General features: G+C 38.8%; 9 protein-coding genes. 4 read left to right on the forward strand and 5 right to left on the reverse strand.

Features of this window, described 5'->3' with window-relative positions; all coding sequences use genetic code 11:
* Positions 1 to 108: 108 nt before the first annotated feature.
* From GQR87_RS06985 to GQR87_RS07000, 4 genes are all read left to right on the forward strand, one after another.
* Entirely contained in the window at positions 109 to 2,082 is a 1,974-nt protein-coding gene (locus GQR87_RS06985; protein ID WP_158967852.1) for a monovalent cation:proton antiporter family protein, read from the forward strand.
* 130 nt (positions 2,083 to 2,212) lie between these two features.
* Complete coding sequence (locus tag GQR87_RS06990; RefSeq protein ID WP_158967854.1) at positions 2,213 to 2,674, forward strand: DUF1456 family protein; 462 nt, start codon at positions 2,213 to 2,215, stop codon at positions 2,672 to 2,674.
* A gap of 24 nt (positions 2,675 to 2,698) precedes the next feature.
* Positions 2,699 to 3,331, forward strand: coding sequence for a hypothetical protein (locus GQR87_RS06995; protein WP_158967856.1), 633 nt, complete (start codon positions 2,699 to 2,701; stop codon positions 3,329 to 3,331).
* 52 nt (positions 3,332 to 3,383) lie between these two features.
* Complete coding sequence (locus tag GQR87_RS07000) at positions 3,384 to 4,046, forward strand: YoaK family protein (RefSeq protein WP_158967858.1); 663 nt, start codon at positions 3,384 to 3,386, stop codon at positions 4,044 to 4,046.
* A gap of 139 nt (positions 4,047 to 4,185) precedes the next feature.
* Here the strand turns inward: GQR87_RS07000 and GQR87_RS07005 are convergent, their stop codons facing one another.
* The 5 genes from GQR87_RS07005 to xseA all read right to left on the reverse strand — a co-directional run bounded on the left by GQR87_RS07005 (position 4,186) and on the right by xseA (position 12,180).
* A complete protein-coding gene (locus GQR87_RS07005) occupies positions 4,186 to 7,323 on the reverse strand; it encodes an efflux RND transporter permease subunit (RefSeq protein ID WP_158967861.1) in 3,138 nt (1,045 codons plus the stop codon).
* Positions 7,324 to 8,892: an efflux RND transporter periplasmic adaptor subunit gene (locus GQR87_RS07010; protein ID WP_158967863.1), complete on the reverse strand. Its 1,569-nt coding sequence runs from the start codon at positions 8,890 to 8,892 to the stop codon at positions 7,324 to 7,326.
* A complete protein-coding gene (locus GQR87_RS07015) occupies positions 8,892 to 10,238 on the reverse strand; it encodes a TolC family protein (RefSeq protein ID WP_158967865.1) in 1,347 nt (448 codons plus the stop codon). Before GQR87_RS07015 ends, GQR87_RS07010 begins: the two co-directional genes overlap by 1 nt.
* A gap of 155 nt (positions 10,239 to 10,393) precedes the next feature.
* A complete protein-coding gene (locus tag GQR87_RS07020; RefSeq protein ID WP_158967867.1) occupies positions 10,394 to 10,741 on the reverse strand; it encodes a hypothetical protein in 348 nt (115 codons plus the stop codon).
* A gap of 89 nt (positions 10,742 to 10,830) precedes the next feature.
* Positions 10,831 to 12,180 (reverse strand): exodeoxyribonuclease VII large subunit, encoded by a 1,350-nt coding sequence (gene xseA / locus GQR87_RS07025; RefSeq protein ID WP_158967869.1) that lies wholly within the window; start codon positions 12,178 to 12,180, stop codon positions 10,831 to 10,833.
* Positions 12,181 to 12,335: the final 155 nt, after the last annotated feature.

The raw sequence follows: 12,335 nt of genomic DNA on the forward strand, positions 1-12,335 counted from the left end.
GCCAAAAATATGACGAATTGCTATACAATATTGAATCTCTTTAAGTACTCAGCAAATATTGTGCCGAATGGGATTAATTCAAAATTGACAAAGGATCGGTAAATCAATATGCATGGAAATCTAGGTAATATTCTCATTTTAATGTCTGTGGCTGTGATGGCTGTATGGCTATTCAAACGTATTAACTTACCTCCTATTTTAGCTTATTTATTTTGTGGGATTTTAGCTGGGCCTGATTTATTAGCTCTGTTCGAACATCCAGAAGATATGCAGAACTTTGCCGAGCTGGGTATTGTATTTTTATTATTTTCTTTAGGATTAGAGTTTTCTTTACCAAAAATGTTAGCAATGCGTCATTTGGTGTTTGGTGTTGGGTTAGGACAAATGCTCATTACCACCTTAGTTTTTATGTTGCTGTCATTATTCTTAGGATTTGATTATAAATCTGCATTAGTGATTGGTGGGATGGTGGCTTTATCATCAACCGCCATTGTTATTAAACAAACTAGTGATTTAGGTATTTTAAACACCCCCAGAGCGCAGATTGCTGTCAGTATATTGTTACTACAAGACTTAGCCGTTGTACCCTTACTTATCTTGGTTCCTTTATTAGCAAGTGATTCAGAGCAAAGTTTAGCTTTAGCTATAACCTTTTCTTTTTTAAAAGGGCTACTTGTGATCGGCATTTTGTTAGCAGTGGGGAAATGGGTATTACCTAAGGTGTTTAGTGAAGTCGCCCGAACTCGTACCGATGAACTTTTTGTATTAACCACAATTATGGTTGCTCTGATGGCTGCCGGTTTAGCTTTTTCCTTGGGTTTATCCATGGCATTAGGGGCTTTCTTAGCGGGAATGATGCTAGGTGAAAGTCAATACAAACATCAATTAGAAGCAGATATTCGCCCGTTCAGAGATATTTTAATGGGCTTGTTTTTTATTACAATCGGTATGCGCCTAGAGGTGCATAATCTACCAGAGCAAATACACTGGGCTTTGTTAGGCTTGTTTTGCATCATAGTTCTGAAAGTTTTAATTATTCGTTTAGTTGCCTGGTTTTTCCGATTAGATGAAAAAGACTCTTGGGCAGCAGGGTTAAAACTTTGTCAAATGGGCGAATTTAGTTTTGTTTTAGCCGCATTGGCGGTTGATCATAATATTTTAACTTCACAACAAGGCTCGTTATTTTTAACCATAGGAGTGATGAGTATGGCTATCACACCTTGGTTAGTGGAAAAAAGTCCATTATTTGCCAAATTCATAAGTCGAGATAATGGCCTTAAGGAAAATAATTTTGAACCTTTACCAGCACCGGATGAAGAGGTATCTGACCATGTGCTGATTTTTGGTTTTGGTCGGGTGGGCCAGTCTGTCAGTCGTTTGTTAAAAACAGAAGCTATCCCATATATGGTGGTAGATGCAGATCCAGTAAGGGTGCAAGAAAGCCGAAGTGCTGGCGAACCGGTATTTTTTGGAGATGTTAAACAGAAAGATATTTTACGGGCGGTCGGGATTGAGCGAGCTAAATTAGTATTAATTACCTTTGATCAACATGAAAAAGCTAAAAGTGTGATTGAATTGGTTTCTAGTTTATATCCAGCTCTGCCTATCGTGGTAAGAACCCGTAAAGATTATCGAATGGAAGAGTTACTTGATTCTGGTGCCACACAAGTGGTGCCTGAAATTTTAGAAGGCAGTTTAATGTTAGTGACCCAAGTCATGCAGCTTTCAGGGGTACCTATGTCAAGAATAATTAAACGTGTGCGCAAAGAGCGTAAAGGTCATTACGGTAACATGCATGGTTTTTTCCCTGGAGAAACGACCGAATTGGATTATGTTAAGAAAGACAAACTTGAATTTATGCATGCCGTCATTTTAACGTCTAATGCAGATGCTGTGGGTAAAGCCTTAGCCAATCTAGATTTTTCTGGTATGCAAATTTCTTTAAAAGGTTTGCGAAGAGACAACAAAGAACTGCCTACTCCTAATAAAGATACTATTTTAAAAGTGGGTGATGTATTAGTGATAACAGGTAAGCCTAGACGTGTTGAGCGTGCCGAACGAATTTTTCTCGAAGGTCCTTAAATTAAAGACGTGTCAGGCTACTTGTCTGTTTTATCTAACAGCCCCTAGAGCTTTCGCCCTTAACGTTATAAACTAGGTGGCTCTTACCTCATTATAAGCGGATTTTTCCGTTAACACCCTAAGGAACAATATGATCAGTAACGACGTTTTAAGACGAGTTCGTTATATTTTGGATTTCAACGATGCCAAGATGCTTGACGTTTTTGCCCAAGCAGACTATCCAGCTACCACAGAACAATTACATTCTTGGTTACGTAAAGAAGATGATCCTGCATTTGTCGAAATTACTGATATTCAAATGTCATTATTTTTAAATGGTCTAATTAATCTCAAACGTGGTAAACGTGAAGGGGTAGAAGCGCCTGTAGAGCGAAGACTAACTAACAATATTATTTTCATGAAACTTAAAATTGCCTTTAATATGCAAGCAGAAGCTATTCTAGAAACGATGGAAGTCAGTGGGTTTAAGATTAGCAAACATGAATTAAGTGCATTATTTAGAAAACCAGAAAATCGTCAATACCGTTTGTGTAAAGATCAAATATTACGCAATTTTTTGACGGGTTTACAAAAACAAATGCGTGGTGAATAGTTGTTTCTTAGAAAAGGGAACTTTATGAAATTATATTTAAGCTTGATTTTATGCCTTTTTACTCTTCAAGTTTTGGCAAACCAAAAAGCTATGACTGAAGAAGGCGAAGTGGTGATATTGAGTGATAATGGAACTTGGGTGTATGAAGGGGGGAGAGCAACGAATTTGGTTGAAATACCCACTAACTCCAATACTTTTAGTAAACATATAAACTCAACTTTTACCTTAAAAAGTACCAAAACTAATTCTACTTTTGCCATCGATCCTAAAAAATGGAAATTTAAAAAGAATGAAAATGGCCATGACGATGCAGAATATACCTTTCAATTAAAAGATGGTGATTTATATGCCATGGTTATATCTGAACAAGTTGAAATTGGTATAGAGGCTTTAGCTGAAATTGCCTTTGAAAACGCGAAAGGTGCAGCTCCTGATGCTAAGGTGGTGAAAAAAGAGTATCGAATGGTAAATGGTCATAAAGTTATTTATATGGAAATTGTCGGCACTATCCAAAGCATTAAATTTAAATATCTTGGTTATTACTTTTCGAATTCTTCAGGGTCGACCCAATATCTGACTTACACAGGTACCAATCTAGAAACACAATATAAAACAGATATTAATAATTTTTTAAATGGATTTTCTGTCAATCCTTAATTAGGAGACGGTAATTTTTTATAATGGTTGAATAGATAACTAAGGGACTCAGGTGATTTCGAAATTACCCCGTTGGGTAGAATACGGTTCGTTTATTCTGGCTCTGGTTGCTGGTTTAGTTAATGCCATTGGTTTATTGGGGTTTAAACATCAATCAATTTCACATTTATCCGGTACTGCAACACTGGTTGGAACTGGATTTTTAAACTCAAGTTTTATCGATGTTTTACATTTAGCCTTAGTCCTTTTTAGTTTCTTAATCGGCTCTATGATTTCAGGTTACTTTTTATCAAGTGGCTCGTTAAAATTGGGTCGTAATTATAGTGGCCTTCTATATCTAGAAGGTGCTTTCTTGTTTATTTCAGTTTACTTTTTATCTAAAGATTCTGCCCATGGTCATTATTTTGCTTCAGCTGCTTGTGGTCTACAAAATGCGTTAGTGACTACCTTTAGTGGGGCTGTTATTCGTACCACACATGTCACAGGAATATTTACTGATCTTGGTATTATGTTAGGGGCAAAATTACGTGGTGAAGAGTTTGATAAAAGAAAAGCGTTATTGTTTTTGTTAATCATAGCTGGGTTTATTTCTGGTGGTACAGTCGGAGCATATTTATTTACTTTGCTACAATTTCAGGGCTTGTTTATCCCTGCTGGAATTTGCTTATTGTTAGCCTTCTCATACTCTGTTTATAGCAGGAAAGCTCATCATTAGTTTGTGAATTGTGTTTTGTAACTTTAATAAATACCCTCAATTTTGGCTATTTTTTACAATGTTATAGACATTTTTAAAGTATTCATACCAGGGCACCTCTCATTACGAATGGAGAAAAGTTGAAGTGCCCCTAGTGACTCTACATATTTGTCTGTAGACTTTTTATTGTTTGTTTTCGCCATAAAAAATAAACGGCCGGCACTACAAATAGTGAAAGTATTAAAGCACTTGCCATACCTCCCACCATAGGAGCGGCAATACGACTCATTATTTCAGATCCTGTTCCGCTGCCATATAAAACTGGCAATAATCCAATGATCACAGTGGCCACTGTCATAATGACGGGGCGAATACGGGCGCCAGCACCTGACAGTACACTATTGGCAAGTTGTTCATGGGTGATTGCCTTGGTATTTTGTTGCTGACTGTCAATTAAGCTTTGGTATGCCTGATTTAAGTAAACCAACATGATCACGCCTATTTCTACTGCCACACCTGCTAAAGCAATAAAGCCCACCCCAACCGCCACCGACAAATTAAAGCCCTCTATATATAACAAATATATCCCGCCAATCATGGCAAAAGGTAAGGTACAAATAATAATGGCCACTTCGGTAAAACTGCGAAAGCTTAAATATAACAGCAGCATAATAATGGCTAATGTTAAGGGTAAAACATATTGCATTTTTTCACTGGCCCTTTGCATATATTCATATTGGCCAGCCCAGTTAAGGGTATAACCCTGAGGGAGGTCTAGTTCTTGTTTGAGTAATGATTTAGCCTGCTGAACATAATTTCCTACGTCGATATTTTCAATGTCTATGAAGGTCCAACCATTTATTCGTGCATTTTCACTTTTAATTGCAGGAGGACCATCTTCAATCAGTATATCGGCTACATCTGCCAAAGTGATATGTTGACCATTGGCTGTCACTATAGGCAACAGAGCCAGTTGTTCTGGTGAGTCTCGGTAACTTTGTGGATAACGCAAATTAATTGGATATCGTTCTAAACCTTCCACTGACTGGCTGATGTTTTTGCCACCCACAGCACTGCTGATTATCTGTTGTACTTCAGCCATGTTCATCCCATATTTGGCTGCTTTAACTCGGTCGATGTTTATTTTTAAATAACGGCCACCTGCGACCCGCTCTGAATAAACCGAGGCCGAACCCGGTAGGTTTTTTAATATACGCTCAATCTCTTGGCCTATTTGTTGGATCACAGCTAAATCGCTGCCCGCAATTTTAATACCTATGGGGGTTTTAATACCTGTGGCTAACATATCGATACGAGTTTTGATTGGCATCACCCAGCTATTGGATAAGCCGGGAAACTGTAATAAACCATCTAACTCTTCACGTATCTTGGTTTTAGTCATGCCTGCGCGCCATTCACTTTCAGGCTTAAATTGAATAAAGGTTTCAATCATAGTCAAAGGCGCTGGATCTGTGGCGGTATCAGCACGGCCTATTTTACCAAATACAGTTTTAACTTCAGGTACAGTGCGAATGAGCTTATCGGTTTGTTGCAATATTTCTCTGGCTTTACCTACAGATAGAGCCGCGTAGGTAGTAGGCATATACATTAAATCTCCCTCATCTAAAGGTGGCATAAATTCAGTACCAATTTTAGTTAAAGGATAAAAACCTAATACACCTATTATGCTTGCCACCAGTAGAGTGGTTTTTGGAACACTTAAAACAAAGCGTAGGGCTGGTAAATACAAAGCTTTAAGTAAACGATTAATGGGATTTTTTTGTTCGCTGACAATTTTTCCGCGAATAAAAAATCCCATCAGTACCGGCACTAAGGTTACTGCAATACCTGCTGAAGCGGCCATGGCATAGGTCTTGGTATAGGCGAGGGGAGCGAACATTTTACCTTCTTGGGCTTCAAGGATAAAAACAGGTAAAAAACTGACAGTTATGATCAATAAACTAAAAAACAGTGCTGGGCCTACTTCGGTAGCGGCTTTACTCACTACTTGCCAACGATTTTCGTTGGTTAACTTGGTTTTCTCCATATGTTTATGCATATTTTCTATCATCACAATAGCCCCATCTGTCATAGCACCTATGGCAATCGCTATGCCTCCTAAGGACATGATATTGGCATTCACACCTTGCCAATACATGATGATAAATGACACTAATATTCCCAAGGGTAAGCTGACAATAGCCACCAATGATGAACGGATATGAAACAAAAATATTGCGCAGATCAGGCCGACTATTAATAACTCTTCAGCTAATTTTGACCATAAATTATTCACGGCATTGTCGATTAGCTCTGAACGATCGTAAACCGGCACTATTTCTACGCCATCAGGTAAACTCATTTTGAGCTCATCTAATTTGGTTTTCACTCCTTCTATGGTTTGCCGTGCATTTTCAGCAAAACGCATGACCACTATGCCACCAGTCACTTCTCCCTGACCATTTAGTTCAGCTATGCCTCTGCGCATTTGTGGGCCTAAAGTTATATCTGCTACATCAGCTAACAGTAGAGGGGTACCTTGATTATTTGCCCCTAGAGTAATAGCTGCTAAGTCTGCAATATTTTCAATATAACCATTGGTATTGACCATATATTCAGCTTCGGCCATTTCTATCACCGAAGCGCCCACTTCTTGATTGCCTTGTTTAATTGCCCTTTGTATATGTTGCAAGGGAATGTTGTAAGCCCGTAATTTATTGGGATCGACTACTACTTGGTATTGTTTAACCATCCCCCCAATAGAGGCCACTTCTGACACGCCTGCTACAGTTTGTAATTCAAACTTTAACAACCAATCTTGCAGGCTACGTAATTGGCTAATGTCGTGTTTGCCTGTGCGGTCAACCAAGGCATATAAATACACCCAGCCAACCCCAGTGGCATCTGGACCCAGTTGCGGTTTAGCGGCCGCGGGTAAATTAGCCGACACTTGAGATAAATACTCTAAAACACGGCTTCTGGCCCAGTACATATCGGTTTTGTCTTCAAAAATAACGTAGACGTAAGAGTCGCCAAAAAATGAAAAACCTCTAACCGTTTTAGCTCCAGGTACTGATAACATGGCGCTTGTTAAAGGATAGGTTACTTGGTCTTCTACTACTTTGGGTGATTGCCCCGGGTAACTGGTTTTGATAATAACCTGTACATCAGATAAATCAGGAATGGCATCTACAGGTGTGTTTTTTAATGACAACAAGCCTGCACCAATCACAATACAAGTTATCAATAATACAAAAAAACGGTTGTTGATAGACCAACGAATAATGTGTGAAATCATTTATTGTTCCTCTTGGCCGCTAATTTGATAAGCCACTATGACAAACTCACCTTGCTGAATTTCGAAAGTAAAATGTATCGATTGGCCCTGAGATAAGGGGGCTAAAGCAAGTGAGTCGTCTAGATGAAAATCCATAGTGGCAGCGGGCCGACCCCATTTTTCGATCGCTTCTCGACTGATATTTATGCTGCGGATGTCTGCTGTTATACTATTGATCACGCCCATTACACTGGCTGATTGTATTGTCGCTGGTGGCATATCCGTTTTGGACTCTATAGACATATTTGGCATATTTGGCATATGTTGCATATCACTCATGTTATCCATTTCACTCATATCATCCATTTTCGACATGCGTTTAAAGTCCGAGTCAATGCTGCTTTCTGAATCCAATAAAAACTGGCCAGACACCACCACCTGATCTTCTGCTGTTAAGCCGGATAAAATTTGTGCTTGTTTATGGGTGACTTGGCCTAATGTCACGGCCACTGATTTGAATTGGGGTTGCTGTTGATCTTCTGTTAATACTAGTACCACTCTGTTTTGTTTACCTGTGCGGATTACTGCTTGTCTTGGCACTAATAAGCTAGGTTGTGATTGTTTCGTTTTGATTTGCACTTGGCCAAACATATTGGCTTTTAGTTGTTGCTCAGAATTGTCAAAACGTAAGCGAGCTCGGATTGTTCTATTAACAGGATTTAAACTTGGATATATATAGTCGACTGTTCCTTGCCATTGCTGACCAGGGAATGCGGCAAGAGTCATGTTTGCAGCAAGTTCATTTTTTAAAAATGAGGCTTGGTTTTCATGTACTTCTACTTCAACCCATATTTCAGTTAAATCAGCTATCGTCATCAAGGGATTACCCGGTTGGATAAAAGCGCCTTGTTTAATATTTAATTGCTCAATCACTCCTGATTGAGGAGCATAAAAAGTGATCTTGTTGAGTGGTTTTTTGGCAGTTTCTAAAGACTGAATAGTCGATTCAGAAACTTGTAGAGTGAGTAACTTTTGTTTTGCTGCCTTAATTAAGTCGTTATTTTTTCTTTTTAGCGCCAGTAAATAATCTTGTTGGGCATTAACTAATACAGGGGAATACAAGGTATATAGGGCTTGCCCTTTAGTGACTGCCTGGCCTTGGTATTTAACATGGAGTTGTTCTACCCAACCTTCCACTCTAGGATTAATAAAAACTAATTTGTCTTGGTTATATTGTAGATAACCTGCAGCATCTATATTTAATGCTAATCTAGCCAACTTAACTTTTGCCGTGCGCACGCCTAAATTATTCACCACCGATGGACTAATGCTCACCGTGCCTGCACTGGTGTTATTGTTTTGAGGGTAAACAGGTATCAATTCCATGCCCATAGGTGAAAGCCCAGGTTTATCTCGGCGGTAGTTTTTGTCCATAGGCGCCACCCAATATAAAGGGGCTGAAGCATCGGCAGCATTATCCTGATTTTTGCTGTCAGGCTTGGTTGTCTCTGGGATAAATTGCTTGGCCACTATGTAGGTCAAAACCGTGCCAGTGATTAAACCTATTATCAAACTTTGATAATTTTTCATTAGTTAACCTCTCTGTCGTTTTGTGAACTGGCATGTCCCAGTAAATAGGCTAGATGTGCCTGAGTTTTTAGTGTTTGTTTGCTAATGTTTATCATCTCAACGTGTGCATCATGTTGCTTAATTTGGGCTTCAATAACCTCTACTAACTGGCCATCATTTTGGCTAAAAGCAGCAAGGGCGGCTTTATGTTGCGCTTCTAATTGGGGAATAATATTTTGTTTATACCCCTGATATCTTTGCTCTAAATTGATTGATTGTTTGTATAGAGTGTTCACTTGGCCTAACATTTTTTTGATCAGTAATCGTTTTTCGGTTTCGATAGATCTGGCTTGGTAGCTGGCTGCAGCGACTTCATTATCATTCCTTTGATTAGAAAACAGTGGCAACTCCACTTTAATCCCCACAGAGAAAAAATCAGCTCGGCTACCAGTAAATGGATCATCATCGCGATAAGCATAACTTGCGCTTACTCCCCATAAAGGCTGGTACTTTTGTTTCGCTAAATCTACCGCGCTGACTTTGGCTTTTATTTGTTGTTGTATGGCTAAAACAGCAGGATGTTGACTGAGTAGATCTGCTAATTGATGTATTTGTTGTGTGGCCAAAATATCTGTTAAGTGATTAGGGAACTTGGTTATTTCAGGCCATGCTTTGCTGTCTGCAAGCTTAATGTTCGACTCAGGTAACCAACGACTTAATTGAGCTAAAGCGGTATCAAGTTGCTGCTGCATTTTCAGAGAGTGGTCATCTATTAAGGCTAACTTTATTCTAGCTTGAAGAATATCTTGCTGTTGACTGTTGCCTTGAGTCGATGTGTAGCTGGCATTAATGGTTTCGATCAATTGTTCGAACAAGGGGCGGTCTTTAGCAATATGATTAATCGCCTGTTGCGCAGCAAATGCATCTAAGTATAACTGTGAAACTGTTAGTTCGAGTTCAGCGAGTCTATTTTTTCTGAGTAGAGGATGTTGAGCGGCAAGTTGATTATATTGTTTTTGTTTAAGCTGGCGACTGGCACCTCGGGTAAAGTTTTGGCTAATGGCAAGCTTAAATTGGCTCATCGGTTCCTGGGAAAAGTCGAAACCATCGGTTGGTAAATTAAGTAAATCTACTGATATGGATGGATCCGGTAAAGAGTCAGACGCTTCCCCTGTGGCTAATAATGCTCGCTCGGTTAATTCGCTGCCTTTTAGCCAAACATCATCTTGTTTGGCCAGCTTTATGGCTGTGGGTAACGTGAGATTTGCCCAACTGGAATTAGATAAAAATAACAGGCTAAATAAGCTCAAGCTTATGAGCTTTGAGCGGTCGATAAATATAGTTTTGCGGTCAACTAATAAGTGCATAATGATGCCCTATGACAATCAAATAAAATGAGTATTCACATTGCGAGATTAGTTATTGGCTAAAACACTCACGCAAGATACTGAAGACAATCGATCCTAGGTCTATATTGCAGATAAAATTGCAAGGGTTAAAAATTAGACGGATCTAGATTGGGTTATGCCAATATGGGAGGTTTGCGTAAATTTAGAGGGTAAATTTCTGGGAGTAATAGATGATAACTATTGATAGCTGGCGATTTGCTAGGCTGATTGATTATAGCTAGCAGGTTGATAATAGCTGCAGAACCGCAAGCCGTATCTAGACAGACACAGGTGTCACTGTCTTGGGTGTCGCAGCAGTCCATATTCATACAATCATCTTCTTGCATATCCATCTCTTCAGTCATCATATGTTTTTCTTCTGCATCAGTATGCTCTGCAGAACAGAGTACTTGCACAGATGCAAATGATTGATTAATCAAGATGCAAAACATTAAACAAATTGTGAGTAAATTAATTTTCATTTATACCCAAGCTGATTGACTGCTAATAATGAGATATTGATCACATATGAATGTGAGTAGTTTACCTATATTTTGTTGTTAACACTATCCTATTGTTCATTAGACTGGCTAACGGTACTTTTTATTTCACCATCCACAAAACGACTAACAATGTCATCACCAACATCTATTTGTTTGACGCTTTTTATAATTTCGCCTTGCTTAAAGCTGATGTTGTAGCCTCGCGACAAGGTGGCGAGTGGGCTGACCGTATCTAATAAATGGCTATTATTTGCTAACTGTTGTTGTTTTTTCAATAACAATTGCTGACAGTTTTTATTTAACTTGTCTTGTAGTTCAAGCAATGTTTGCTGGTGGGTTTGCAAACGTTTATTAGGAGATGCAAGAAATAAACGACTTTCAAGGTGCTGTTGCTGTTGTTTGTTTTGCTCAAAGTTACGTTTAAAGACAAATGTGAGTTTATCTTGCAGTTGATCTAAGTATTGATACTTTTGTTGCAATTGTTTTTGTGGATGATTTTTTAATAAAGCTTGGGTTAAAACTTGATGTTGATGCATTAATGTTTGTTGATTGGCTTTATAACCTTTAACCAGTTTATGTTCTAAAGTGGCTATTTTAGTCATAAGCTCAGACTGATCTTTGCTAATCAACTCTGCCGCCGCTGATGGAGTAGGGGCACGTAAATCGGCGACAAAGTCGGCAATGCTCATATCTACTTCATGACCAACAGCACTGACTATGGGTAAATGAGAATTGAAAATGGTTCTGGCTACTGTTTCATCATTAAAACACCATAAGTCTTCTAACGAGCCACCACCTCGCCCAACAATCAATATTTCTACTTCATTTCTTTGATTGGCTATATTAATGGCATTACATATTTGCGCTGGGGCTGCGTCACCTTGCACTTGAGTTGGGTAAATAACCACTTGAATGGCTGGATTTCGTCGTTTTAATACCGTCAATATATCGTGTAGTGCTGCACCTGTGGCTGAAGTGACTATCCCCACTTTTAAAATTTGTATTGGAATAGCTTGTTTATGCTCGGTGGCAAACAAACCTTCATAGGCCAGTTGTTGTTTTAATTTTTCAAATTGTGCTTTTAGTTGCCCTTCACCTTCAGGTTCAAGGTGTTCAACAATTAATTGATAGTCACCTCTGGGTTCATACAAACCTATATTGGCCCTGACTAATACTTTGTCACCCTCTTTTGGCTTTTGTATTACTCGGCGATTGGCTCCCTTAAACATGGCTGCTTTTACTTGAGCACGATTGTCTTTCAAGGTGAAATACCAATGACCTGATGCCGCCGCGACAAAATTTGATATTTCAGCGGATAACCATATTTGACCAATTTCCGCTTCCAATACTGAACGAGCTAAGCTGTTTAGTTTGCTGACGGTAAGAATATTTTTTGAATGAGATAAAGTGTTAAACATTGAAGAACAATAGATGAATAAAATGTAATTATTGCCAGTTTAACTGATTTTATTTGCTTCTAGGTAAAAATCTGCGAGTTAAAGTAGATAAAAACTAGACTGAAATGAACAAATCCTCTAGAATTGCGCCGCAATTAAAACCCCCATTTATAGGT

It is taken from the genome of Paraglaciecola sp. L3A3 (assembly GCF_009796765.1).
GTDB lineage: Bacteria > Pseudomonadota > Gammaproteobacteria > Enterobacterales > Alteromonadaceae > Paraglaciecola.

Excerpts from the sequence above, each read along its gene's own strand:
- GQR87_RS06985 (WP_158967852.1), top strand. The coding sequence starts at position 109 with ATGCATGGAAATCTAGGTAATATTCTCATTTTAATGTCTGTGGCTGTG.
- GQR87_RS06990 (WP_158967854.1), top strand. The coding sequence starts at position 2,213 with ATGATCAGTAACGACGTTTTAAGACGAGTTCGTTATATTTTGGATTTC.
- GQR87_RS06995 (WP_158967856.1), top strand. The coding sequence starts at position 2,699 with ATGAAATTATATTTAAGCTTGATTTTATGCCTTTTTACTCTTCAAGTT.
- GQR87_RS07005 (WP_158967861.1), bottom strand. The coding sequence starts at position 7,323 with ATGATTTCACACATTATTCGTTGGTCTATCAACAACCGTTTTTTTGTA.
- GQR87_RS07010 (WP_158967863.1), bottom strand. The coding sequence starts at position 8,892 with ATGAAAAATTATCAAAGTTTGATAATAGGTTTAATCACTGGCACGGTT.
- GQR87_RS07015 (WP_158967865.1), bottom strand. The coding sequence starts at position 10,238 with ATGCACTTATTAGTTGACCGCAAAACTATATTTATCGACCGCTCAAAG.
- GQR87_RS07020 (WP_158967867.1), bottom strand. The coding sequence starts at position 10,741 with ATGAAAATTAATTTACTCACAATTTGTTTAATGTTTTGCATCTTGATT.
- xseA (WP_158967869.1), bottom strand. The coding sequence starts at position 12,180 with ATGTTTAACACTTTATCTCATTCAAAAAATATTCTTACCGTCAGCAAA.